Origin of the sequence: Clostridium arbusti SL206, assembly GCF_000246895.1 — a bacterium.
Classification (GTDB): domain Bacteria; phylum Bacillota; class Clostridia; order Clostridiales; family Clostridiaceae; genus Clostridium_I; species Clostridium_I arbusti.
Map to the genome: position 1 here is coordinate 1 of NZ_BAEV01000057.1, position 25,036 is coordinate 25,036.

Sequence of the window (25,036 nt, forward strand, 5' to 3'; positions counted from 1 at the left end):
ACACGTAGTATAACTTATAAAAGTAAAGGAACTTCTAATTGGCTCCTTTACTTTTAATACTCTAAATTATAATTTTCTTATTGAATACCAAGTGAACTTATTTTTGTTAATAACTTGTTAATAATACATTATTATTTAAATTTATGTTTGTACAATTTTCCAAATAGTTATATTATAAATATAAATCTATAATTTGGAGGAATGTTATATATTATGAATAATTTATCATTTATTAAACAATATCTAAAAAATCCTAAAACTATAGGTGCAATAATGCCTAGTTCTAAATATCTTGCCCATAAAATGATTGAAGACATAGATTTTAATCACTCTGAATGTATTATTGAATATGGTTCCGGTACTGGTGTATTTACTGAAGGCTTAGTAAAGAATAAAAGTGAAGATACTAAACTGTTACTTTTTGAATACAATGAAGATTTTTGTAAATTATTGAAAGATAAATTTGGAAACGAAAAAAATGTATTTATTATAAACGATTCTTGTGAAAATATCGATACGTACCTACTTAAATATAATATTAATAATGTTGACTATATAATATCAGGATTACCTTTTGCAAGCTTACCACAAAAAATATCCGAAAAAATATTAACAAAAACAAGGAAAGTACTTAAAAATGACGGTAATTTTATAACATTTCAATATACCTTACTAAAAAAAGATTTTATAAAAAGATATTTTAAATATATTGATTTAAAAAGAGAATTTAAAAACATTCCACCTGCTTATGTTTTTAATTGCGTTAATTGTAAATGATATTAGTATATTCTCTTACATAGACTCGAGTTTGTTTCTTCCATTCAGTCTAGATAAACCATCTATGAACATGCTTGTTTTATCTTCATCTATAAATGAGAGTACTTCACTATGTATACAAGCAAAATAAATTTAGCTGCTTTACAAATATAAAATACACTTAAAAGTTCCACCCAGGAAAATTAATTTTAGCATGGAAGGAATATGAAAAATGAAACCAAAAATTCAAGACGTAGCAAAGTTAGCAGGAGTATCTCCAACAACAGTTTCTAGGGTATTAAACAATCGTGGCTACATAAGTGAAAAAACAAGAGAAAATGTAAAAAAAGCTATGAATGATTTAAACTATTTCCCAAATGACATAGCTCGTTCTCTATTTAATAAAAGAACAAACTTAATAGGTGTAATCTTACCTACTACAAGCAATCCTTTTTTTGGTGAACTCACCTTTTATTTGGAGAATATTTGTAACTCTTTAGGTTATAAAATACTGCTTTGTAATAGCTTAAATAGTATTTCTAAAGAGGAAAAATATTTAGAAATGCTCATGCGAAATCAAGTGGACGGAATTATTGTTGGTACCCATAACCAAGGCATTTTAGAATATCATAAACAAAATTTAGCAGTAGTAGCTATTGATCGTAATTTATCAGAAAGTATACCCGTAGTTGGTTCTGATAATTATGATGGTGGAAAAATAGCTACAGAATTATTATTATCTAAAGGCTGTAAGTGTATTATTCATATAAATGGTCCAGCTGAATTAGAAACCCCTACTATATTAAGACAAAAAGCCTATGAAAATATTATGGAAGAGCATAATAGACCTGTCATTGTATATGAAATTCCTAATACCTTCGATAGAAAAAACCAACGAGAAATAGCAAAAAAAATACTTGATGAATATCCAAAAGTGGATGGCATATTCGCTAGTAACGATCTATTTGCAGCTTCTTTTATAACAGAAGCTAAAAATCGTGGGAAAAATATACCTAATGACATAAAAATTATAGGGTACGATGGGACAGAAACCTGTCAAACTCTACTACCTGAATTAACTACTATACAGCAACCTATCAAATTAATTGCAGAAGCATCTATTAATATTTTATTAAGGGAAATTGAAGGACAGTTTAGTAATATACCCTTAAAAACATGTCTTCCAGTAAAACTTTTGGAAGGAAAAACCACCTAGATTTTCTTTTAAATCACAATTATAAATATATTTTAAATGTAAATTAACATTAATAAAAACACAGTGAAATTTATCCATTATTGTGTTTATTTTTTATTTTTATGAAATAGAGATATATTTTTAACCGCTAATTTTTTTCCTTTATTTTCTATGAAACCGATTGACATATGAAACCGGTTGATATATAATAATCACATGAAAAGGGTTTCAAATTTTTTATATATTTAATTTTATAGGGGGAATCTAAAATGATAAAATCAAAAAATATATATTGGAAACTAAGTGCGTATTTTTTCTTCTTCTTTTTCACTTGGTCAGCTAGTTATTCTTTATTTTCTATTTGGCTTGGCCAGTACATTCACTTGTCTGGAGTATCTACAGGTATTATCTTTTCTGTAAACGCTATCTTTACTCTTTGTATGCAACCTATATATGGATATATTTCTGATAAAATTGGATTCAAAAAACATATTCTATTTTTCATCAGTATACTTCTTGTTTTTGTTGGACCATTTTTTATCTATGTATATGCTCCTCTATTAAAGTATAATATACTAATAGGTGCTCTTGTAGGTGCTCTGTATTTAGGGACTACTTTTCTTGCAGGTATTGGAGCTATAGAATCCTATGTAGAAAAAGTCAGCCGAAAATATAGCTTTGAATACGGTAGATCAAGAATGTGGGGTTCCCTTGGATGGGCTGCTGCAACTTTCTTTGCTGGTCAGATATTTAATATTAATCCAAATATTAACTTTTGGATAGCTTCTGTTTCAGCTGTTATTTTAGTTATAATAATTGCTTCAACCAAGATTGAAATGACTAATGATGAAATTCAAAGGGCCGAATCTGTTAGTATAAAAGATATAGGTAATCTATTAAAAATGAAAAGCTTTTGGTTATTCATGATATACGTATTAGGTGTAGCTTGTGTATACGGTGTTTACGATCAACAATTTCCTATTTATTATGCCTCATTATTCCCAACTCACGCTTTAGGAAATCAAGTATTTGGATATTTAAATTCAATACAGGTTTTCATGGAAGCTGGTATGATGTTCCTTGCACCAACTATAGTAAACAAATTAGGTGCAAAGAGAAGTCTGATCCTTGCAGGTCTTTTAATGGCTTCACGTATTATTGGTTCAGGACTAGTTGTTGGCCCTATAGGAATTTCTTCAATGAAACTAATACATTCACTTGAGTTACCTATTTTACTAGTTGCCATATTTAAATATTTAGCTGCTAATTTTGATACACGTTTATCATCTATTCTCTATTTAGTAGCCTATCAGTTTGGTACACAAGTTGGTACTTCGATTCTATCACCAATTGCAGGTAGATTATATGATTCTATAGGCTTCAAACAAACTTATGTAATAATGGGGTTATTTGTACTTGTATTTGCTATTATCTCTATATTTACACTTGTTAATAATAAAAAGTTTAATAATGCCAATAATAAAGAACTTACTTCAACTATTAATGTAGCAGGAAAAACAATATAAAGGAGTTTTAAATTATGGAAATAAAAGATTTTAAAAAAATAAATGATAACTCTAAAGAAACTATGAAAGCAGACAAATCTATTGAAAAGGCTGAGAAGAAGATAAATAATCGTTATAGGTTAGGTTATCACATCATGGCACCGGCTAATTGGATAAACGATCCTAATGGATTAGTACAATATAAAGGAGAATATCATGTTTTCTATCAGCACCATCCTTATGATGAAAACTGGGGTCCTATGCATTGGGGACATGTAAAAAGCAAAGATCTGGTTCATTGGGAACATTGCCCAATTGCCTTAGCTCCCGGAGATTCCTTCGACAAAGATGGTTGTTTTTCTGGAAGTGCTGTTGATAATGATGGTGAACTGACCTTAATTTATACAGGACATAATTATATTGATAAAGAAAAAGATATTTTTTTCGAAAATCAAAACATAGCGATAAGCAAAGATGGTATACATTTTGTAAAATATGATAAAAATCCAATTATATCAGATCCTCCTGAATGCAGTTCTAAACATTTTCGTGATCCTAAGGTGTGGAAACATAATGACAGCTGGTATATGATTGTTGGAAACTCATCAAAAGATAATGATGGAAGAGTTATTCTTTATAAATCATCAGATTTAAAAGATTGGCAGTATGTTGGTGTAATTGCAAATAGTAATGGTAAATTAGGCTACATGTGGGAATGCCCAGACTTCTTCGAATTAGATGGAAAATATATTTTAAGCCTTTCCCCTCAAGGTTTAGAAAGACAAGGCGATTTATATGCTAATCTATTCCAAACTGGCTATATAGTTGGTGATTATGATTATGAAACAAACAAATTTACCCATGGTACTTTTACCGAATTAGATAATGGTCATGATTTTTATGCAGTGCAAACATTCTTAGATGACAAAGGTCGCAGAATTGCTATAGGCTGGATGGATATGTGGGAATCTGACATGCCAACAAAAAAAGATGGCTGGTGTGGCGCTTTAACTCTCCCTCGTGTGCTAAGCCTAGGAAATAACAACAAAATCCTAATGAATCCTGTAGAAGAATTAACTTTATTGCGTGAGTCAGAACACAATGAGTTCAAAAATAAATCTATATCACAAAATTATCTAATTAAAACATCTAAGGATTTATTAGAATTAAAAGTTGTATTTGACTTAAGTAAATGTACTGCTGAATCCGTGGAACTAAAAGTTTTAGGTGATAAGCAAGAGGAAATTCTATTAAACTACAACTTAGCCAATGCAAAGCTTTCACTTGACTGCTCTAAATCTGGCAAGACAAAAGATGGCATTAGAAGAGTCAAACTTGATAAAGATAATAAACTTTCATTACACATATTTTTAGATCGATCCTCTATTGAAGTTTTTGCAAATGAAGGTGAAGCAACTATGACTAGCCGTATTTACCCTAAAGAAAATAGATTTGGTATTGAACTGTCTGCTGATAATGGCAATGTAAATATAGAAAATTTCACTTACTGGACTCTAAAGGATACTTGGAAATAAAAAATATAGGTACACTCATAATTCAGTGTACCTTTTCTAAAGTTATATTTAAAATTTAGGGGAATTATAATGAATGTTATTCACTATATTTTAATTATTACCACATATATATATAATATTCAAAAGTACTAGAAATTTTTCTACTTTATCTAAATTATCCGATGACTAGCCATTGTAAACCACAAAACAAAAGGTACACTCCTAACTCGGTGTACCTTTTACAAAATTATATATTAAAATTTAGGGGAATATAATGAATAATATTCATCATATTTTAATTATTACCATATGTGTTGAATTTATTCATTTAAAATAAGATAATATTTTTTTATTATAGCTTTGTGTGTTTTAATATTTAATTATTTACTTTATTATCCTCTTATTCTATACATCTAAGAAGCCTATAAATTCTCATCAGATGAAAGGTCTACTTGCTTAGTTTTAATTATTTTAGTTATGCTTAATCCCTCATTTTTAGTCATAATGTCAAATTGAATAAAATACTTGATTATGAGAAGAAGTATGATGAAATTGTTAAAGCTGGATTAAAGGAAGATTATGCTAGAAATATCGAATTCTCCTCTACAAGTAGAAATAAAATTAAATTTTCAAATATAAAAGTTAAGATTTTTTAAGCACAATATTATAAATTTCATAAATAACTACTGCAATTATAATAGCAAATATTCCTTTATTTAATGTACTAACTACAGTTAATTTCTTTTGAATAAGAGCTATACTAAATAAAACTAAAGAAATTATACCTGCAATCAATCTTACTTTGCCCATTAAAACGACTCCTTTCATTCATATAGTTCGTCTTAAATTACCATTTTGAATCATTTAAACAACATGAGAGCTGTAATTTTCTTCTAGATGAATCCATGTCTTTATAGTTGTTACATGATCTTGCTTATAAATTGCAGTAAAACTTTTGGCTACCTCAAATCATTTGTTTGCTAAAAATTTACTTAAAAGTGTTAACCTTTTTTATTAAGCTTTTCACTGTCTAGTATCCCCCCCCCTATCTTTTAATTCAAATCTTTATTTTTATATAAATAACAAGATATAGAAAAAGATACTAGCATTATTATTCCTAATAAACAGGCAATAAGCAAAACAATTTGCCAAGTTTGAGCATTATTTAAGTAATAAATAAGTCTATTTATAAGTTCTACTCTTTTATATTTTGAGTTTCCAGTAAATGATATCACAAAAAAAATTCCTATATATAAAATCATAACTAAATATCTAGACTTTGAATATCCCAATTTAAAGTTCACAGGTAAAAATATAGAACTTAAAAATATTACAATTCCAAAACATATTCCTATATCTCTAAAATTCATTAATCTTTCAAGGTGAATAATTCCAATAAAATTCAATGCAGAAGAACTAATAAAGATTATACCACTCCCAATAACTATAAATAAGAGCATAGCCATATACTTAGCCATAATTACATCAATTCTTTTTACAGGAAGACTATTTATCATATTTTCAGCTTTTTCATCTTTAATGGAGCAGTTAGTTATAAATCCCATAGCAACCATAGTAGGAATCATAATAAATACAAAATTCATATATAGACTACCCATTCTGGAATAAAATAAACTTACTATTATGGAGAATGCTATAAAAAAGATAAAGTATTTCTTCTGAATTAATACGTCCTTTAAAATAAGATTACCCATTACTCATTCCCCCTAACCGTATAAACCATAATATCATCTAAACTAGCTCTTTCGATTAAAACCTTATCTCTTAGCAATTTTCTGATATCTTCAGTATTATTAGTTAATCCTTCAAAGCCAAAAGAATTTTCATTTATTCCTATAAACTTATCTCTTATATTCTTATCTAAAATTCCCTTATCACCCTTAACAATGCTATAATTTTCAAGAATACTATCCTTGTCATCTGAAAATACTACCTTCCCTGAATTTAAAAATGTAATATAATCGGCTGCCTTCTGTAAATCTGTAGTAATATGCGTAGAAAATAATATCCCTTTACTTTCATCCTGAATTACAGAATAAAGTATATCTAGCATTTCGCTTCTAAAAACAGGATCTAGTCCTGAAGTTGGCTCATCCATTATTATAAATTCAGCATTATGAGAAAGTGCAATAGCAAGTGAGTACTTCATCCTCATTCCCTTTGAAAGATATTTTATCTTTTTGTTTTTAGGTAGTTCAAACTCGGATATATATTTATTAAAAGCTGTATTGTCCCAATCTTTATAAAAGGGAGCAACTACTCTTTTCATATCCATTACAGTCAAATCCTCATAAAAACAGTTTTCATCATATACAAAACCTATTCTCTGTTTCACCGCTCTCTCATATTCTATATTATCAAGTCCAAAAACCTTTATGTCTCCAGAATTTTTTCTTATAAGATTCATTATAAGTTTTATTGTAGTACTTTTACCTGCTCCATTAGGTCCTATAAGTCCCATAATATAACCTTTAGAAAGCTTAAAGTTTATTTTATCTAATTTAAAACCTTTATATATCTTAGTCAAATCTTTAATTTCTAAAATACTATCCATAATTCCCCTCCTAAATTTGATTATCATATAGAATATCTAGCATTTCTTTTAACTCATTCTTTGTAAGACCTATAACCCTACTATCTTCTATAGCTTCCATTAATTTATCTTCAATTGACTTAATCTTTTTTTCCTTTAAGAATTCTTTATTTTTAGCTGATACATATGAACCCTTTCCTGGTACAGTTTCAATAAATCCATCTCTTTCAAGTTCTTCATAAGCTCTCTTAGTAGTTATTACACTTATTTTAAGTTCTTTAGCAAGACTTCTTATAGATGGTAAAAGTTCGCCTTCTGAAACATTCTCCTTTATAATATTATCCTTTATCTGTTTTGTAATTTGTTCATATATAGGATCCTTAGATATATTGGAAATAATTATATTCATAAGTACTACTCCCTTTGCAAAGTTTATATACTGTATATATACGTTTATATACAGTATAGCCATATTCACTGATTTTGTCAATAAATTAAACATCCATATTACTATATAATTGCAATTTTTCAATAAATACCGATGCAAGTCTGGACATGCTTTTCTCATGTACAAGATATGAAAAATATCTGTTGTAATTAGTTTTTGTAGAAATAATTTCTACTTCCTTATTCTTAACAGCATCATTTACAACTAAGGATGAAATAAAAGTTATTCCAAGATTATTCTTAACAGACTCTTTTATTGCATAATTGCTTCCTAAAACAATAAAATTCTTTGGATATATACCTTCATTATTCAGAAAAATATTTAGGTTTTCTCCTGTTCCAGAACCTTCTTCTCTATGTATCCAAGTTTGCCTTGATAAATAATCTCTTAAATTCATGTTCTTATTATTTGAAAATGGCATAGGCGCAACAATAACCATTGTATCTTTATAAAAATTCTTATGTATATAATTATGTACTGGAACTGTACCCTCAATTAAAGCTATATCTATATCATAATTTATAAATTTCTCATAAATATGTTTTGTATTTTCTATTGTAACTTCCAGTTTTACTTTTGGGAATTCTTTAATAAAATCACCTAGTACAGATGGAAGCAGAAATTCTCCTATAGTCATACTTGACCCAAGCTTTAAAGTTCCAGTCATAGAATTATGATAATTGCTTAGTTCATCCTTAGTCTCATCTAAAAAACCTATCATTTGCTTAGCTCGTTTATATAAAATTTTACCTGTTTGTGTAATCAATATATTTCTCTGTTTATTTGATCTTTCTATTAGTCTAGTATTAAAATACTTTTCTAGAATTGATATATGCGAACTAACACTTGGTTGAGATATGTTAATAAAATTTGCAGCTTTAGTAAAACTTTTTTTATCCACAACAGCAATGAAAGTTTTTAATTCCTCTATCATTTATATCACCCTATCCATTAATAATATTAATAGGTATAATAAAAAATACATATTATACTTATTGGTTTAAAAAAAGTATAATATAGACACAATAATGTTGCAAGAAAAAATAGAGGTGGTATAAATGGAAAATTTCAATGAAGTTCTCCTAAGAGAAATTGATAATTTTAGAGATCTTGGTCATAAATTTTTAAAAGGTGAAGTAAGTAAGATGGATTTTAAAAAGGCATCTGGAGGTATGGGAGTATATGCCCATCGTAATGGAAAAGAATTCATGATAAGATTTAGAATACCTTCAGGCATAGCTTCCAGAAAAGATTTAGAATTAATTTATGATTTTGCAAATAGATACAACTTGCAAGGAATACATCTCACTACTCGTCAAGCAGTCCAATTACATGGAATTAGTATTGATGATATTTGTAATGCAATGAAAGAAGGCATAGAAAAAGGCTTATATTCAAGAGGTTCAGGAGGAAACTTTCCAAGAAATGTTGCTATATCTCCATTATCAGGAGTAGAAAAAGAAGAAGCTTTTGATGTATCACCCTATGCTCTAGCAGTAGGAAAACATTTCTTAAATAAAATATATCTATACAAGCTTCCAAGAAAATTAAAAGTATCATTTTCTAGTAATAATAGTGATGAATCACATGTAACTGTAGTTGACTTTGGCTTCTTAGCCATAAATAAAAATGGAAGGGAATATTTTAAGGTATATCTAGGTGGTGGACTTGGAAGAAATCCTAAGGTATCTGCAGAATTTCCTGAACTCATAGATCCAAAAGATGTTTTGTATCATATTGAAGCCATGACAGAGCTCTTTATACATGAAGGCGACTATAAGAATAGTGGAAAAGCCCGTATAAGATATATAATGGATAGAATGGGTAAAGAAGAGTTTATAAATTGCTATAAAAAGCATCTTGAAAAAGTAAAAGAAAAAGGTAATTTAGAAATAGATATCAAAAAGGCAATTTATAACAAAAAAGGCATTGAAACTTCAATAGAAAACCCCAGATTATTTCCTCAAAAGCAATCTGGCTTATACAGTATATATATACACCCAATCGGAGGACAATTATCCTTAAAAGATTTAAATCTTATATTAAAGGAAACAGAAAATATAGAAGATGTAGAAATAAGATTATCTTTAACTGAAGGTTTATATATTAGAAATTTAAATGGAAAAGAAGCAGAAAGTCTTCTTGAAAAAACAAAACATATAGGCGGAGTAACAAGATTAGCACATTCCGTATCCTGCATTGGTGTTCCAATATGTCAGATGGGTATCTTAAATACTCAAAGTACTTTAAGGGCGATAGTAAATTATTTTGATAAGAATAACTTTACTGAAGATGTATTACCACAGATTCATATATCTGGATGTCCAAATTCTTGTGGTGTGCACGAGATAGGTGAGATTGGACTCTGCGGAAAAATGAAAAGAGTCAATGGCGAATTAAAAAATGTATTTGAACTTCATTTAGGTGGAACTCTTGGTGTAGGTAAAACCAAACTTGCTGAATCTTATGGAGATATTCTTCAAGAAAGAATACCTGAATTCTTATACGAACTTGCTATAATTGTACATGATTCTAATGAAGAATTCTCTAAGTACCTAGCAACCCATGAAGAACAAATAAATAAAATTCTAGATAAGTATGTAGTATAAAAAAAGTGGCTGTCTCACAATGCATAGCGAGATAGCCTTTTAGGCATATGAAAATAAATAGTAAGTCAAAGATGCGACGTATATTTTGAAGCCTACAAGGAAATAGGTTCTTCAGATAGTAAGCTATCTGAGGGTTCTGTTGACGTGGTGGGATTCAAAATAGACTAGCATACTGACTAGTTATTTATTTGAATATGCCTTAACTAGATAATACTATAAATTTATTTTCAATATGTTCTTTACTAAAAGACCTACAATAAAGGAAAATAAGGCAACTCCAAGACTTACCCCTGCCATCTGTATAAATCTCTTTTTAAAGTTAAGTCCTTTAGCTACCGATATATAATAGTTAAATACAGATATTATAACAACAGCAACGATAAGACTTATTATAAGTGCCTGAACATACATATCATTATTCATAAAAATAAATGGAAGTATTAATAAGATCACAGTACCCAAATAAGAAAGTCCTGTATATAAACTAGATTTTAGAGCATTTTTAGTACCTTCTGTTTTTTCAGCTATATATTCACTAGCAGCCATAGAAAGAGTGGCCGATATTCCTGTAATTAGTCCTGCTAAAGCTATTACTCTAGTGTTTGCCATAGACAAGGTAAAACCAGCTAAACTACCTGTTATTTCAACCAATGCATCATTTAGTCCAAGCACTATAGCTCCTACATATTTAAGCCTTTCTTCATCTAGCATATCCAGCAATAAGAGTTCATGTTTTTCCTCTTCCTCTGCTACTTTAGATAGTTTCGGAAAACTACCTGCTAATTTTTCGTAGCTATATCCTCTAACTACTTCATTCTCCCTACCCTCCATTTGCTTGACAGCAAAGGTAAATCCAAAAATTTTAGCTGCTATATAGTAAAACCATACTCTTATTCTATTTACAGAAACCTCTACATTAGTATAAGATCTTATTAAATTATAATGCTGCTGTTCTTCTGCTGCGATTTTAAGCATTATTTTTTTATTATTTTCTTCCTTTGTAATTTTAGAAACTTTAATGTAAATTTCCTTTTCAGTTATTTCATTACGCTGCATTGTAATTAATACTTTTCTTAAATTCTCTTCCATAGCTATATATCTCCATATGGTTTTTGTAAACAGACAGTAGTCAGCATATTAAGCCTATTATTTACTATAGATTTTTTATTCATTATTAAGGTCCCCTCTTATCATTTATATATCTTAATTATACTACTATAGATAAATGCTTAGAAGTAATTATACATACTTACTTAAAATAGAAAATATATTAAATTTATATTTTACTTTATAATATTATTAGATGTATCCTTAAGCACAACGTCATGTGCTCCACCTTCAACAATAGAAGTGGATGACACCAAGGTAATCTTTGCATTCTTTTGAAGCTCTGGTATGGTCATTGCTCCACAATTACACATAGTTGAACGAACTTTATTAAGTGTCAATGATACATTATCCTTAAGACTACCAGCATATGGTACATAAGAATCAACACCTTCTTCAAAAGATAACTTGCTATCACCGCCCATATCGTATCTTTGCCAATTTCTAGCACGGTTAGAGCCTTCTCCCCAGTATTCTTTCATATAAGTTCCATTGATACTTACTTTATTAGTAGGACTTTCATCAAAACGTGAAAAATATCTTCCAAGCATAATGAAATCTGCTCCCATTGCCAATGCAAGAGTTACATGATAATCATATACGATTCCTCCATCGGAGCATATAGGTATATAAGTTCCTGTTTTCTCAAAGTACTCATCTCGAGCTTTTGCAACTTCTATAAGAGCTGTAGCTTGTCCTCTACCAATACCTTTTTGCTCTCTGGTAATACAGATAGATCCTCCGCCTACACCTATTTTAATAAAATCAGCTCCTGCCTCTGCTAAAAACATAAAGCCATCTCTATCAACTACATTGCCGGCTCCTACTTTAACTTTATCTCCATAATTTTTACGGATGTAATCTAATGTTAGTTTCTGCCATTCGGAAAATCCTTCAGAAGAATCTATACATAAAATATCAGCCCCTGCTTCTACTAGTGCAGGTACTCTTTCCTCATAATCACGGGTATTAATTCCTGCTCCAACAATATATCTCTTAGAACTATCTAAAAGTTCTAACTGATTTTCCTTATTTGAATCATAGTCTTTTCTAAATACCATGTACACAAGATGCTGATTATCATCTACAATTGGCAAAGAATTCAGCTTATAATCCCAAATAATATTATTAGCTTCCTTTAGAGAAGTCCCCTTTTGTGCACAACGTAATTTTTCAAAAGGTGTCATAAATCCAGAAATTTTGCAATCTGGACTCATTCTGCTTACACGATAATCACGACTTGTAACTATTCCCAAAAGTTTTCCTGTTGCAGTTCCATCTTCTGTAACAGCAACTGTTGAATGTCCTGTTTTCTTCTTTAAATCTAGAACATCCTGTAACTTTTGATCTGGTCTTATATTTGAATCACTAACAACAAAACCTGCCTTATGATTTTTTACACGAGATACCATTGCAGCTTCGTTTTCAATAGATTGAGAGCCATAGATAAAGGAAATACCTCCTTCTGTAGCAAGAGCAATTGCCATTTTGTCATCTGACACAGACTGCATAATTGCAGATACTAGAGGAATATTCATTTCTATTGATGAAGTTTCCCCTTTTTTAAACTTTACAACGGGTGTTTTTAAATTAACATTTGCTGGTATACACTTAGAAGATGAATATCCAGGAACTAATAAGTATTCACTGAAAGTATGAGACGGTTCATCGAAGTAAAAAGCCAACTTTATCAACTCCTTAAAATATAATTTAGTTAGTATTATCAATTATACATCATGAAGCATGTGAAAAGAAACATCAAGTGAAGAATACAACAAATATTTTATTCTAAAGAACAATATCTTATGAGAATATTTTTTTATTATACTAATCTTCCTAAGATAACACTATCAATATATCCATCATTGTTTTCACGAACATTATCCACTAACTCTTGTGCTAAAACAGCATCCTTATCTGTATCAACCTTATTTATAAATAAAATTTTCTCTCCTACAGCATCCTTAAATAAGCCTTTAAAGCTAAATATTAAAGCCATAATATGATCCATATTTATAATATCACCTTTGGAAGAACCTGTAATATTCATAAACTGTTCCAGATTATAAACATTTTCTTCACTAATCTCCATTAATAGGTTTTCTATGCTTAAAACTCCTATTGTTTTGCTAGTTTTACTACTTATAACTGGCTCATTATCCTTCCACCCCTTAATAGGCTTTTTCTTAGAACCATCTGACTCTATTAATACATAATCAAAATAGGGAAGTTGCTTATTTAAAAGTTCAAAGTCTAATCCGATTAATTTTTTCTCATCATTTACTGCTTTTCCATATATATAAATACCCTTTTTGTTTAATTTATTATAATGATTGAATTCTCCTTTGCTCTCAGCAATATAATCATATTGTTTTATTTCAGGTACATATATTTTTGTAGTAGTAGTTACAAGAACTTTATCTTCTAGTCTTAATTCTTCTGCTAGAGAAAACATCAGAGTAGTTTTTCCACCTGCCCCTACAATGGATACAACATCGCCTTTATTTATATTCAATAAATCCTTAAGCTTCATTTAAAATACCTCTGGATTTCTATATTTAGTTCTGCAATTTACTTTTATTTAATACTTTATAATCTTAATAAGTTCCATAGGACTATCAATCAATGTTTTTGCACCATTTTCCATTAATTCATCAGCCTTTCTAAATCCCCAAGTAACGCCTACAGCATGCATTCCAGCGGCATTAGCCGTTTTCATATCTACTCCCGTATCTCCAAGATAAAGATATTCATTTGCTGGTATATTGGATAGTTTTACTATTTCAAATGCTGCTGTGGGGTCAGGTTTTTTGGGAACATTTATCCTTGCACCAAATATAAAATCAAAGGATTTTGATGAAAAATACTTCTTAACCAATGCTTTAACAAAATCATCAGGTTTATTGGAAAGTATAGAAATCCTTACACCTAAGGAAGATAACTTGTCCAGTAGTTCATTTACTCCTTCGTAGGGCTTTGTTGATTCCTCTCTTCTCCTGTCGTATTCGTCAATAAATTCAGATAAGCAAAGTCTTATCATCTCTTCATCTGCATCGGTTTTAGCCAAAGTTCTTCTTACTAATTTCTCCATACCATTTCCAATAAAGTATTTATAAGCTTCCTGTCCATGAGTAGGAAACCCATGCTTTTCTAATATAGAATTCATTGAGTTTGCCATATCATCAAGTGTATTAAGCAATGTACCATCAAGATCAAAAATAACTCCAGAATAATTCATATTGTTTACCTCCATAAAATCAATTATTGTAATTTTTATATGTAATTTTTATGTTTTAACTATCCTATATAAATAATATCATATATAAATAAGATTTTAATACTTATATAACTATAATTATTAATTTTCATATTTAGGAGCTAAACTTCAATACCGCTCTTTGCTACAATTTTTAATAAAAGCAGAAAACTAAAAAAGTCTTTGATGTCTTCTATGAATTACTTGACCAATCTAAATTAAAAATTACTTAAAATACTTTATTGACACAAACAAATATATATTTTATGATTAATTATGACAATAACTGTAATAATATATCTAATTATGTATATTTAAAATGTTACAGTAGTTAGTAATTGTCTAAAATATATAACAATATAAGGTGGAATACTATGAAATTTATAACCATGAGACGCTGTATAATTCTATTCATTGGGGTAATTATCTTATTCAGTACTTATTATCTTATTGGCTTAAGAAACAAGAAAAATATAGCCTATAATAATCCTAAAACCATTAGGATGAATCCAGTTAAAAATGCCGCTACAAAACCAAAAGCTCCTGAAAAGAAAAAAGAAGATCTATTACCTAAAACTCCAGGTGGACAAGAACTTTATCACCTAATAAATGTAGCTGATGGACAAAATGTTGCCTATTTAACCTTTGATGATGGTCCATCACCAAATAATACTCCTAAAATCCTAGACTTATTAAAAAAAGAAAATATTAAGGCTACCTTTTTTATAATAGGCAAAAATGCACTTACTAATCCAGAACTACTGGTGCGAGAGAAAAGTGAAGGACATTCTGTTGGCATGCATAGTTATTCTCATGAACCAGCAATAATATATAAGAATCCACAGGCTTATTTAGATGACCTTCAACAATGCTCTGATGCCATGACTAAAGCAGTAGGTCCAGAAGGCTATGATAAGTGGTTGATTAGATTTCCATATGGTTCTAGTACAGTAAAGAATAAGCCCGGTTTTGCAGATTCCATAGGAAATGCTGGATACCACTATGTTGATTGGAATGCAGAAAATGGAGATGCAGAACTTCCTAGAATGGCGTCTTCAGAGTATCTTATGCGTAGACTTTCAGAAAGCATAGGCAAACAACACCATGTAGTTATATTAATGCATGATGCTTCTGCCAAAAGTTCTACAGCTGATACTCTTCCACAGATTATTGAATATTTAAAATCTCATGGCTTTATATTTAAAGCAATACCTACTTTTCAATCTTAATTATAGCTCCCTATATATGGATTATATATTTCTTAAGACCTAATTTTTCAACATAATAATAACCAGATACTTCTATATTATTATCCTTTAATATCTTCTTAGCTTTTTCTAAATCCTTTAAAGCTATCCTTATGGAAAGTCCACAGCTTGCAGTTATCTCAGTAGGTACAGGTATAACTTTAACCTTTAATCCTTCATTAAGTAATTCTTTTTCTGCTCTGATTGCACTGTGCGTAGAATCAAAGGTTATCAAATTAAATATCTCTGTATTCATAGTTTATATTTAACTTAGGCCTCGTAAATAAATAACTAGCCTTTCACCCGTTATTTATTTTACCTGCCTTTTCTCCCTTTATTTTATATATTTTTACTATTTAGGCATATGAAAATAAATAGTAAGTCAAAGATGCGACGTATATTTTGAAGCCTACAAGGAAATAGGTTCCTAAGATAGTGAGCTATCTTAGGGTTCTGTTGACGCGGTGGGATTCAAAATAGACTAGCATACTGACTAGTTATTTATTTGAATGTGCCTTAATCTCACTATAGAAAATTTTAAAAACTATGGCTTAATAATCTTATCCGCAGCATTCATCTTTTCCAAAATACTATACATATTAGTTATCTTACCAACCGCTAAATCATCTTTTATATTGTAATAATCAAGACAAGTTCCACAGGTTAATATTTCTACTCCTAGCTGTTCTAATTTCTGTAAATCTTCTATTACTGAAGACTTCTTTACAGAAAGCTTTGCTCCTCCATTATAAAAAATAATGGTATTAGGTAGTTTTTCTACTTCGGTTAAAGCATAAATAAAGCCTTTTATAAGAACTTTCCCAAGTTCTTCATTACCATTCCCCATGGTACTGGAAGAAATAACTACTAACGTGTTATTCTTTTTATATTGTTTGCTTATTTCATTATTTTCCACTATCTCAGTCTGATTGTTTGAGACTTTTGAATCTTCTTCTAAACCATCACCCTTTACAATTTTCACTTCATAATGCTCTTTATTTACAGCTTTACTGCTATACTTATATCCAAGTTCCTTAGCCATTTTCTCTAAGTTTTCCTTAGCTATCTCATTGTCTACAATTACTAAAACTGTTCCGTCCTTTTCAATGTTTTTAAGTTCCTTCTTTGTCTTTATAATTGGTATTGGGCAAACATCGCCCTTTGCATCTATTTTTATCATAATATTCGCTGCACAAACAAAATTACTGAAATCAGACAAATTTTTTATTTACCTTTAATTCTAGAATTTTATTTATGAAACCTAGCCCCCTTTACACTTTATTATATATAATTTATTACTTAGGCATATTCAAATAAATAACTAGTCAGTATACTAGTCTATTTTGAATTATACTACGTTAACAGAACCTTCTGATAGCACCACTATCATCAAAACCTGTTTCCTTATATAATTCAAAATATACGTCGCATCTTTGACTTGTTATTTATTTTCACATGCCTTAACTATTATATTTACATCCTGCCTCTCTACTACTTCTCCTACTATTTGCGACTTTATTTCAAGTTCATTTAAATCCTTTAGTAAATCTTGTGCCTGAAACTTATCCACACTTATTAAAAGTCCACCAGAAGTTTGTGGATCAAATAGTATTTCTTCCACAGCAAATTCAATATTCTCAAGTTTAACTTTTCCCTTAAGATGATTTCTATTCTTTTGTCCTGCTGCAGTTATAAGGAATTCCTTTGCATAATCATAAGCTCCTTCTATATAGGGAATCTCATTTCTATTTACAGAAATAGTATACCCCTCACTTGCCATTTCATTTAAATGTCCTAAAAATCCAAAACCTGTTACATCTGTACAGGCATTTACCTTGTATTTTTTAGCTTTTTCTGCTGCATATTTATTTAAGGTTTCCATAGATTTTATGGCCTTTTTATAGGCAGTTTCACTGGCTTCCCCAACTTTATTAGCAGTAGTTATTATGCCAACTCCCAGTGGTTTCGTAAGTATAATCTTATCTCCTATTTTACAATTATTATTAGACAGTATTTTTTTAGGATTTATTATTCCTGTAACAGATAAGCCGTATTTAGGCTGAGCATCATTTATAGAGTGTCCTCCACATACTATACCCCCTGCTTCCTGTACCTTTTCTGCTCCACCTCTTAGTATTTCTGCAAGTATTTCTCCATCCAGTTTTTCTGGAAAACATACTATATTAAGAGCTGTTTTAACCTCTCCACCCATAGCATATACATCACTAAGGGCATTGGTTGCAGCAATCTTCCCAAAAGTATAAGGATCTTCGACTATAGGCGTAAAAAAATCAAGAGTTTGTATTATAGCTATATCTTCTGTAAGCTTATACACTGCTGCATCATCAGAACTGTCAAAACCTATAAGTAAATTTTTATCAAATCTATTCGGAATATTCTTAAGTACCTTCTCTAAAAAGCCTGGTGCTAGTTTTGCACTACACCCTCCTCCACAGGAGAATTCTGAATTCTTTTTTTCCATACTTCATCACCTTATTTCTAAATATTAAAATTATGCTATAATATACTACAAAAGGAGTGTTACCAATGATTTACTTTGACAATGCAGCTACTAGCTTTCCAAAACCATCCCAAGTTGCAAAGGCAGTGTTTAATGCTATAAATACCCTTGGAAATCCATCAAGAGGCAGCTATAGCCTATCTCTTAATGCCTCAAGGAAAGTATATTCTGCAAGGGAAAAAGTTGCAAAGCTATTTAATTTACAAAATCCACTAAATGTTGCCTTTACCTCAAATGCTACGGAAAGCTTGAATATTGCCATAAAAGGCTCCTTCAAGTCAAATAACCACATAATAACTACAGAAATGGAACATAATTCTGTGTTGAGACCCATTTATGAACTTAGAGAAAAAGGAGTTCAGGTTTCCATTATAAAATGCGATAAAACGGGCTTAATAGATTACACTGACCTAGAAAATGAAATAAATGAAAATACTAAAGCTATAATCTGTACCCATGGTTCCAACTTAACAGGTAATCTAATAGATATTAAAAAAGTAGGACAAATATGTAAAAATCACAGACTATTATTTATATTAGATGCTTCCCAGACTACTGGAGTTTTCCCCATTGATATGGAGGAAAATAATATTGATATACTCTGTTTTACAGGACACAAATCTCTTTATGGTCCCCAAGGTACAGGTGGCATCTGCATAAAGAATAATATAAATATAAATCCGCTAAAAACAGGTGGCAGCGGAAGTTTTTCCTTTTCAGAGCATCATCCAATCACCATGCCCGATGCTTTAGAAGCAGGAACCATTAATGTTCATAGTATTGCTGGACTTTTAGCTGGTATTCAGTTCATTGAAGACACTGGAATAAATAAAATAAGAGATCATGAACTAAAACTAATGTGGAAACTTTATAATGGAATTAAAAATATTCCAAAAGTTAAAATCTACGGTGATTTTTCCACTACACTAAGAGCCCCTATTGTCTCCCTTAACATAGCTGATTATGACTCTAAAGATATAAGCCAAGAACTGTCAGATACCTATGATATAGCCACAAGACCAGGTGCCCACTGTGCTCCATTAATACATAAGGCTCTAGGTACAGAGAACCAGGGCGCTGTCAGATTTAGTTTTTCTTATTTTAATACCACCCAGGAGATAGAGACCGCTATTAATGCTGTAAAAAATTTAGCAAATAGTTAATCTTAAAAGTTGCTTCTATAACCATAACTGCTTTTTAGCTGTAATAAATCCATTTTTTCTAGCTTCGGAAAAACTCTCATATATTTCAGGTAAATCCTTTTTAATATTCATGAAAAACCTCCAATAAGGCATCTGTAAATGAATAACAAGTCAAAGATGCCTAGTTCTATTTAAATAAATAACTTGCTGACTATAAATCAACAAGTTATATTTAAAGCTTCTATTTTAGGCATCGTAAATAAATAATTAGTCTATTTATTTTCATATACCTTATTGTCTTTAATTTCCAATATCTATTGGCTATATGAGCATTAATCTTTTCTTAAAAACTCAATTATACTATATAAATAATTATACTACACCAATAGCTTCAATCTCTAATTTTGCATCCATTGGTAATTTACCTACCTCAAAGCAAGATCTAGCTGGATAATTACTTGTAAAGTAAGTAGCATAAACCTCATTTACTGCTGCAAAATCATTTATATCCTTTAAATAAACTACTGTTTTTACTACTTTTTCTAAAGAAGAACCGCCTTCTTCTAAAATAGCTTTTAAATTATCTAAAACTTGAACTGCTGCCTTCTTTATATCATCATCTACTAATTTTCCTGTATCAGGATTTAGTGGAATTTGACCTGAAGTGAAAACCAAGTTACCTACTTTGTTTCCCTGTGAATATGGTCCAATTGCTCCTGGCGCATTTTTAGTTGCTATTATTTCTTTACTCATTTTTTATTCCTCCTAAATTTAGGCATCTAAAATCAAATTATCCCATTAGTATATCCAAAGTTATTTAACTTAAGATGCTCTATATAGTTTATCTATGTTATAAGTAGCCGCTAAAGCCTTATCTCCTCTAAAAACAAGCCTAAAGCTGCATATTCTTAGATAATCAAATTTATCATATTTATATCAATTACAGATATAAATAATAGTTGAATATATTTATATAATCAATTTGAAATACTATCTTATTTTTTACTCTTTTTATAAGCTGTATTCTCTAAAGGTAATTTTGTTCTAAAAATTCCATCCAGTTTATAGTAAGCCCCTTGAACTGCCGGTGCAGTAGGTACAACTACAATCTCGCCTACACCTTTTGCTCCATAAGATAATTTATCTTTATTTTTCTCTACAATTACTGCCTCTATTTTTGGAACACTGCTAGATCTAAATAATCCTAGAGTTCCAAATTTGGCAGTTGGTATAGAATCCTTCAGCGGATAATCTTCTGTAAGGGCATAGCCAAGTCCCATTACAACACCGCCTTCAATTTGTCCTTCTACTGTTGTTGGATTAATTGCTCTGCCAACATCATGAGCCGCTATAAACTTTTTTATTAATCCATTTTCATCTAATACCACCAATTGTGTAGCATACCCGTAGGCAACATGGCTTACAGGATTGGGTTTATCAGATCCCATAGGATCCGTAGCAAAAGAGTATTCTCCATAAAAATCTTCGCCTTCTAAGTCGTGGAGGCTTTCAGTTTCTAAAGCTTTCTTTAATTTTTCTGATACGATTCTAACTGCCTCCCCTGTAAATACAGTTTGTCTTGAAGCAGTAGTAGTACCTGAATCCGGTGTTATGAAGGTATCTGGCTGATCTAATATTGTAAGCTTCGGGCTTATCCCAGTGGTTTCACAGAAAATCTGTGTTACAATGGTACCAAGCCCCTGACCTATGCAGGCAGCACTGGTTCTTATATGAATTTTTCCATTAATTATGGTAAGTCTACATCTACCAGTGTCTGGCAAACCAACACCAATCCCGCTATTTTTCATTGCGCAGGCTATACCCACATACTCATTTTCCTTAGCTTCATGTTTAAAATACTCATCCTTCACCGCCATAAGTGTTTCCTTTAAAGCCGTACCTGCATCAGCAATTTGACCATTGGGTAATTCCTGACCTTCTTCAATAGCATTAATATATCTCATCTTCCAAGGTGATATACCTGCCATTTCAGCTAGTTTATTTAAATTAGATTCTATTGCAAAGGCTGACTGTGTTACTCCAAAACCTCTAAAGGCTCCACCTGGTGGATTGTTTGTATACACTGCCTTTCCAACTATATCTATATTTTGATAATTATAAGGTCCTGCTGCATGAGTACAAGCTCTTTGAAGTACCGGTCCTCCTAGTGAAGCATAGGCCCCCGTATCAGATATTAAAGTTGCCTTCATACCTGTAAGAATTCCATTCTCATCGCAGGCTGTAGTAAACTCCATTTCCATGGCATGTCTTTTAGGATGAATAGCTATACTTTCCTTACGTGATAAAGTAACTTTCACAGCTTTCTTAGTTTTATATGAAAGTAGTGCCGCATGATGCTGAACGCTCATGTCTTCTTTCCCACCAAAGCCACCACCTACATAGGCACTTTTCACTCTTACCTTATCTTCTGGAAGGCCTAAAAGTGATGTTATCTCATGTCTTTCATCGTATACACTCTGACCACCAGTATACAATAGTATACCATCTCCATCCGGTACTCCTATAGCACATTCCGGTTCTAAAAATGCATGTTCAGTAAAGGGAGTTGAATACTTATATGTTACCACATATTTTGAATTTTTAATAGCTTCCTCAGCCTTTCCTCTCTTTAAAACCTCTTTTACCAATATGTTTCCTTTTTCATGAATTTTAGGTGCACCTTCTCTTAAGCCTTCTTCTGGACTTGTAATTGGTTTTAATTCCTCATATTCAACTTGAATAAGTGCTAAGGCTTCTTTTAGAATTTTTTTTGATGTTGCTGCAACTAATGCAATAGCATCCCCAATATACCTGGTTTCCTCTCCTACTGCAATAAGAGCTGGCCAATCCTTAACTATATGCCCTAGATATCTTTCTCCCGGAATATCATCTGCAGTGAGTACTGCCTCTACGCCCTGGTAATTCAATGCCCTTGATACATCTATACTTTTAATTAGAGCTCTAGGATATTTTGTTCTAAGAGCTGATCCATAAATCATTCCATGAATTTTAATATCATCTACATATTTAGCAGTTCCCAAGGTCTTTCTAATAGCATCTACTCTCTGAAACCTGTCTCCTACTTTTCCATCTTCGTCTTCTATAGGAAGTGCCTTATTCTCTCTTAAGTACTCAGAAGCCATAAGTATTGCCTTTTCTATTTTCACATATCCAGTACACCTACATATATTTCCTTTAATAGCCCTCTTGACATCTTCTGGTGTTGGATTGTTATTCTTATCTATTAGAGCCTTTGCGCTTATTACCATGCCCGGTATACAAAATCCGCACTGTACTGCACCAGCCTCAGCAAAGCAATAGGAGAACACATCCTTTTCTCTCTGTGTAAGTCCTTCTACTGTAAGCACTTCTTTCCCTTGTACTTTTGATACTGATAGTATACAAGCTCTCATAGGCTTATAATCTACAAGTACCATACAGGCTCCACATGCCCCTTCTGAACAACCATTTTTCACAGAAATTAAATCCTGCTGTTCTCTTAAAAATTCCAACAGATTTATATCCTCTTTAACTGTAACCTCTATATTATTAAGTACAAATGTATACATTGACTCTCCTTCTTTATAGCCTCAAAATATTCACCCCTGGGGTGTAAATATTTCCATTTTTATTTGCTTTGCTGTACTCCATCCCAAGTTATTTTTCTATAATTTTCAGGATCTGTATCACCTTCAGTACTTATTACAAGTACTCTTGATTTTTCATCTAGTTTTAAATTCTCCGCTATTTCCCTTAGAGAACTGTCTTCAAGTATTAAACTTAGTATTCCAAGTCCTACTGCTCCTGATTCTCCAGATATAACTTTAGGATCTCCCTTTAGTGAATTTCCTAGTATTCTCATTCCCCTTGCACTTACATAATCAGGACAGGAAATATACATATCAGCATAATCTCTTAGTATTTTCCATCCGTTTATATTTGGCTCACCACAGGCAAGTCCAGCCATTATAGTAGGCATATCACCTGTTACCGCATGAGGCTCTCCGTCACTTATAAATGCAGATTTATATATGCAAGCTGCTTCATTCGGTTCTACCACAGCTGTTATAGGTCTATTACCTTTAAATCTTTCTGCTAAATAGCCTTCAATAGCACCTGCAAAGGAACCTACACCAGCCTGCAAGAAAACATGAGTTGGCATTTCTTTTCCCATTTCCTCTATCTGATCAATAGCTTCATCTATTAATGTTGTATAACCTTGCATAATCCAGTTAGGTATTTCTTCATAACCTTCCCAAGCTGTATCCTGAACCATAACTCCATTGTTTTCTTCTGCATATTTATTTGCAAGTCTTACAGCATCATCATAGTTTAAATCTGTTATACTAGCTTCAGCACCCTCTGCCCTTATATTTTCAAGTCTTATATTAGATGATCCCTTAGGCATAAATACAACTGACTTTTGTCCAAGCTTATTGGCCATCCAAGCAACCCCTCTGCCATGATTACCATCAGTAGCCGTAACAAATGTTATATCTCCTATCTTTTCTTTCACTTCATCAGATGTAAGTTCTTCAAAGGATACTTTACTTATGTCTTTTCCTATTTTTTCACATATATAATTTCCTAATGCATAGGAGCCACCTAAAACCTTAAAAGCATTAAGTCCGAATCTATAGGATTCATCCTTTACCATTATTTCATCTACACCTAAATGTGTAGCCAATTCTTTAAGGCTATGCAGTGGGGTTTTCTCATATTTAGGTAATGTCTTATGAAAATTTCTAACTCCATCCACTGTACTCTTAGATAAAAATTCTGTGTGAAATTTACTTTCTACTGATTCTCTTGATAATTTATTGCATATCCAATTAATTTTATTTTTATTTGACATGATAATTATAACCCCTCTTCTATATGAATAACTAGCTTGAAATTACATACTATTCCTTTCAAAAACATGTACTTAGTTGAATATCTTAAATTAAAAGATATTCTAAATAATCAGTCAGTATGTTAATCTACTTTATATGTAGCAATGTTCATGCCAATTGCTAAATCAGAAGTGTTTTTATCACTGTTAGGCAAATTTAAATAAATAACTAGTCAGTATGCTAGTTTATTATAATTAGAAATTATTTTATTTATCATTTTAGTAAATAAATATCATTTTGATAATTATTTATAGAAATTCTTCAATAATTGATCATTAGTAATTTTA

General features: G+C 30.8%; 23 protein-coding genes. 8 read left to right on the top strand and 15 right to left on the bottom strand.

Going from position 1 to position 25,036, the window contains the following annotated elements; translation table 11 throughout:
• Positions 1-213 precede the first annotated feature (213 nt).
• The 5 genes from RH99_RS11180 to RH99_RS19255 all read left to right on the top strand — a co-directional run bounded on the left by RH99_RS11180 (position 214) and on the right by RH99_RS19255 (position 5,626).
• Complete coding sequence (locus tag RH99_RS11180; RefSeq protein ID WP_010237931.1) at positions 214-777, top strand: class I SAM-dependent methyltransferase; 564 nt, start codon at positions 214-216, stop codon at positions 775-777.
• 211 nt (positions 778-988) lie between these two features.
• Positions 989-1,972 carry a LacI family DNA-binding transcriptional regulator gene (locus RH99_RS11185; RefSeq protein ID WP_010237933.1) on the top strand — a complete coding sequence of 328 codons (984 nt, stop codon included), beginning with the start codon at positions 989-991 and terminating at the stop codon, positions 1,970-1,972.
• A gap of 248 nt (positions 1,973-2,220) precedes the next feature.
• The gene (locus tag RH99_RS11190; protein WP_010237935.1) at positions 2,221-3,477 is read left to right on the top strand and encodes an MFS transporter; all 1,257 of its coding nucleotides are present in this window, start codon (positions 2,221-2,223) and stop codon (positions 3,475-3,477) included.
• 14 nt (positions 3,478-3,491) lie between these two features.
• Complete coding sequence (locus RH99_RS11195; RefSeq protein WP_010237937.1) at positions 3,492-4,991, top strand: glycoside hydrolase family 32 protein; 1,500 nt, start codon at positions 3,492-3,494, stop codon at positions 4,989-4,991.
• Positions 4,992-5,482: 491 nt separating this feature from the next.
• The gene (locus tag RH99_RS19255) at positions 5,483-5,626 is read left to right on the top strand and encodes a hypothetical protein (RefSeq protein ID WP_158511950.1); all 144 of its coding nucleotides are present in this window, start codon (positions 5,483-5,485) and stop codon (positions 5,624-5,626) included.
• Here the strand turns inward: RH99_RS19255 and RH99_RS19260 are convergent.
• The 5 genes from RH99_RS19260 to RH99_RS11215 form a co-directional block, all read right to left on the bottom strand.
• Positions 5,613-5,780 carry a hypothetical protein gene (locus RH99_RS19260; protein WP_158511951.1) on the bottom strand — a complete coding sequence of 56 codons (168 nt, stop codon included), beginning with the start codon at positions 5,778-5,780 and terminating at the stop codon, positions 5,613-5,615. The genes RH99_RS19255 and RH99_RS19260 overlap by 14 nt on opposite strands.
• A gap of 242 nt (positions 5,781-6,022) precedes the next feature.
• Positions 6,023-6,685, bottom strand: coding sequence for an ABC-2 transporter permease (locus RH99_RS11200; RefSeq protein WP_010237940.1), 663 nt, complete (start codon positions 6,683-6,685; stop codon positions 6,023-6,025).
• Positions 6,685-7,545 carry an ABC transporter ATP-binding protein gene (locus tag RH99_RS11205; RefSeq protein ID WP_010237943.1) on the bottom strand — a complete coding sequence of 287 codons (861 nt, stop codon included), beginning with the start codon at positions 7,543-7,545 and terminating at the stop codon, positions 6,685-6,687. Before RH99_RS11205 ends, RH99_RS11200 begins: the two co-directional genes overlap by 1 nt.
• 10 nt (positions 7,546-7,555) lie before the next feature.
• Positions 7,556-7,933 (bottom strand): GntR family transcriptional regulator, encoded by a 378-nt coding sequence (locus RH99_RS11210; protein ID WP_010237945.1) that lies wholly within the window; start codon positions 7,931-7,933, stop codon positions 7,556-7,558.
• An 85-nt stretch (positions 7,934-8,018) separates the two neighbouring features.
• Entirely contained in the window at positions 8,019-8,906 is an 888-nt protein-coding gene (locus RH99_RS11215; protein WP_010237947.1) for a LysR substrate-binding domain-containing protein, read from the bottom strand.
• A 124-nt stretch (positions 8,907-9,030) separates the two neighbouring features.
• Here RH99_RS11215 and RH99_RS11220 point away from each other — a divergent pair, with 124 nt between their 5' ends.
• Positions 9,031-10,581: a nitrite/sulfite reductase gene (locus tag RH99_RS11220; RefSeq protein ID WP_010237949.1), complete on the top strand. Its 1,551-nt coding sequence runs from the start codon at positions 9,031-9,033 to the stop codon at positions 10,579-10,581.
• 213 nt (positions 10,582-10,794) lie between these two features.
• Here RH99_RS11220 and RH99_RS11225 read toward each other — a convergent pair whose 3' ends face one another.
• The 4 genes from RH99_RS11225 to RH99_RS11240 all read right to left on the bottom strand — a co-directional run bounded on the left by RH99_RS11225 (position 10,795) and on the right by RH99_RS11240 (position 14,926).
• Positions 10,795-11,670, bottom strand: a complete 876-nt coding sequence (locus RH99_RS11225) for a VIT1/CCC1 transporter family protein (RefSeq protein ID WP_010237951.1) — start codon at positions 11,668-11,670, stop codon at positions 10,795-10,797.
• A 194-nt stretch (positions 11,671-11,864) separates the two neighbouring features.
• Positions 11,865-13,373 carry an IMP dehydrogenase gene (locus tag RH99_RS11230; RefSeq protein WP_010237953.1) on the bottom strand — a complete coding sequence of 503 codons (1,509 nt, stop codon included), beginning with the start codon at positions 13,371-13,373 and terminating at the stop codon, positions 11,865-11,867.
• 137 nt (positions 13,374-13,510) lie between these two features.
• The gene (yqeC, locus tag RH99_RS11235; protein WP_010237956.1) at positions 13,511-14,221 is read right to left on the bottom strand and encodes a selenium cofactor biosynthesis protein YqeC; all 711 of its coding nucleotides are present in this window, start codon (positions 14,219-14,221) and stop codon (positions 13,511-13,513) included.
• A 48-nt stretch (positions 14,222-14,269) separates the two neighbouring features.
• A complete protein-coding gene (locus RH99_RS11240) occupies positions 14,270-14,926 on the bottom strand; it encodes an HAD family hydrolase (protein WP_010237959.1) in 657 nt (218 codons plus the stop codon).
• Between the two features lie 392 nt (positions 14,927-15,318).
• On the opposite strand from RH99_RS11240, the gene RH99_RS11245 reads away from it, so the two are divergent.
• Entirely contained in the window at positions 15,319-16,173 is an 855-nt protein-coding gene (locus RH99_RS11245; protein ID WP_010237962.1) for a polysaccharide deacetylase family protein, read from the top strand.
• Between the two features lie 10 nt (positions 16,174-16,183).
• On the opposite strand, the gene RH99_RS11250 is transcribed toward RH99_RS11245, so the two are convergent.
• The 3 genes from RH99_RS11250 to selD form a co-directional block, all read right to left on the bottom strand.
• Positions 16,184-16,447 (bottom strand): putative Se/S carrier protein, encoded by a 264-nt coding sequence (locus tag RH99_RS11250; protein WP_010237965.1) that lies wholly within the window; start codon positions 16,445-16,447, stop codon positions 16,184-16,186.
• Positions 16,448-16,735: 288 nt separating this feature from the next.
• On the bottom strand, positions 16,736-17,371 hold the full coding sequence (gene yedF / locus RH99_RS11255) for a sulfurtransferase-like selenium metabolism protein YedF (protein WP_026038475.1): 636 nt from the start codon (positions 17,369-17,371) through the stop codon (positions 16,736-16,738).
• A gap of 261 nt (positions 17,372-17,632) precedes the next feature.
• The gene (gene selD / locus RH99_RS11260; protein ID WP_010237969.1) at positions 17,633-18,673 is read right to left on the bottom strand and encodes a selenide, water dikinase SelD; all 1,041 of its coding nucleotides are present in this window, start codon (positions 18,671-18,673) and stop codon (positions 17,633-17,635) included.
• A gap of 65 nt (positions 18,674-18,738) precedes the next feature.
• On the opposite strand from selD, the gene RH99_RS11265 reads away from it, so the two are divergent.
• Positions 18,739-19,875: an aminotransferase class V-fold PLP-dependent enzyme gene (locus RH99_RS11265; protein ID WP_010237971.1), complete on the top strand. Its 1,137-nt coding sequence runs from the start codon at positions 18,739-18,741 to the stop codon at positions 19,873-19,875.
• Positions 19,876-20,226: 351 nt separating this feature from the next.
• Here RH99_RS11265 and RH99_RS11270 read toward each other — a convergent pair whose 3' ends face one another.
• The 3 genes from RH99_RS11270 to dpaL form a co-directional block, all read right to left on the bottom strand.
• Entirely contained in the window at positions 20,227-20,607 is a 381-nt protein-coding gene (locus tag RH99_RS11270; protein WP_010237973.1) for a RidA family protein, read from the bottom strand.
• Between the two features lie 242 nt (positions 20,608-20,849).
• On the bottom strand, positions 20,850-23,423 hold the full coding sequence (gene xdh / locus RH99_RS11275; RefSeq protein ID WP_010237976.1) for a selenium-dependent xanthine dehydrogenase: 2,574 nt from the start codon (positions 23,421-23,423) through the stop codon (positions 20,850-20,852).
• Positions 23,424-23,482: 59 nt separating this feature from the next.
• A complete protein-coding gene (gene dpaL, locus RH99_RS11280; RefSeq protein ID WP_010237979.1) occupies positions 23,483-24,709 on the bottom strand; it encodes a diaminopropionate ammonia-lyase in 1,227 nt (408 codons plus the stop codon).
• Positions 24,710-25,036: the final 327 nt, after the last annotated feature.

Excerpts from the sequence above, each read along its gene's own strand:
- RH99_RS11180 (WP_010237931.1), top strand. The coding sequence starts at position 214 with ATGAATAATTTATCATTTATTAAACAATATCTAAAAAATCCTAAAACT.
- RH99_RS11185 (WP_010237933.1), top strand. The coding sequence starts at position 989 with ATGAAACCAAAAATTCAAGACGTAGCAAAGTTAGCAGGAGTATCTCCA.
- RH99_RS11190 (WP_010237935.1), top strand. The coding sequence starts at position 2,221 with ATGATAAAATCAAAAAATATATATTGGAAACTAAGTGCGTATTTTTTC.
- RH99_RS11195 (WP_010237937.1), top strand. The coding sequence starts at position 3,492 with ATGGAAATAAAAGATTTTAAAAAAATAAATGATAACTCTAAAGAAACT.
- RH99_RS19260 (WP_158511951.1), bottom strand. The coding sequence starts at position 5,780 with ATGGGCAAAGTAAGATTGATTGCAGGTATAATTTCTTTAGTTTTATTT.
- RH99_RS11200 (WP_010237940.1), bottom strand. The coding sequence starts at position 6,685 with ATGGGTAATCTTATTTTAAAGGACGTATTAATTCAGAAGAAATACTTT.
- RH99_RS11205 (WP_010237943.1), bottom strand. The coding sequence starts at position 7,545 with ATGGATAGTATTTTAGAAATTAAAGATTTGACTAAGATATATAAAGGT.
- RH99_RS11210 (WP_010237945.1), bottom strand. The coding sequence starts at position 7,933 with ATGAATATAATTATTTCCAATATATCTAAGGATCCTATATATGAACAA.
- RH99_RS11215 (WP_010237947.1), bottom strand. The coding sequence starts at position 8,906 with ATGATAGAGGAATTAAAAACTTTCATTGCTGTTGTGGATAAAAAAAGT.
- RH99_RS11220 (WP_010237949.1), top strand. The coding sequence starts at position 9,031 with ATGGAAAATTTCAATGAAGTTCTCCTAAGAGAAATTGATAATTTTAGA.
- RH99_RS11225 (WP_010237951.1), bottom strand. The coding sequence starts at position 11,670 with ATGGAAGAGAATTTAAGAAAAGTATTAATTACAATGCAGCGTAATGAA.
- yqeC (WP_010237956.1), bottom strand. The coding sequence starts at position 14,221 with ATGAAGCTTAAGGATTTATTGAATATAAATAAAGGCGATGTTGTATCC.
- RH99_RS11240 (WP_010237959.1), bottom strand. The coding sequence starts at position 14,926 with ATGAATTATTCTGGAGTTATTTTTGATCTTGATGGTACATTGCTTAAT.
- RH99_RS11245 (WP_010237962.1), top strand. The coding sequence starts at position 15,319 with ATGAAATTTATAACCATGAGACGCTGTATAATTCTATTCATTGGGGTA.
- RH99_RS11250 (WP_010237965.1), bottom strand. The coding sequence starts at position 16,447 with ATGAATACAGAGATATTTAATTTGATAACCTTTGATTCTACGCACAGT.
- yedF (WP_026038475.1), bottom strand. The coding sequence starts at position 17,371 with ATGATAAAAATAGATGCAAAGGGCGATGTTTGCCCAATACCAATTATA.
- selD (WP_010237969.1), bottom strand. The coding sequence starts at position 18,673 with ATGGAAAAAAAGAATTCAGAATTCTCCTGTGGAGGAGGGTGTAGTGCA.
- RH99_RS11265 (WP_010237971.1), top strand. The coding sequence starts at position 18,739 with ATGATTTACTTTGACAATGCAGCTACTAGCTTTCCAAAACCATCCCAA.
- RH99_RS11270 (WP_010237973.1), bottom strand. The coding sequence starts at position 20,607 with ATGAGTAAAGAAATAATAGCAACTAAAAATGCGCCAGGAGCAATTGGA.
- xdh (WP_010237976.1), bottom strand. The coding sequence starts at position 23,423 with ATGTATACATTTGTACTTAATAATATAGAGGTTACAGTTAAAGAGGAT.
- dpaL (WP_010237979.1), bottom strand. The coding sequence starts at position 24,709 with ATGTCAAATAAAAATAAAATTAATTGGATATGCAATAAATTATCAAGA.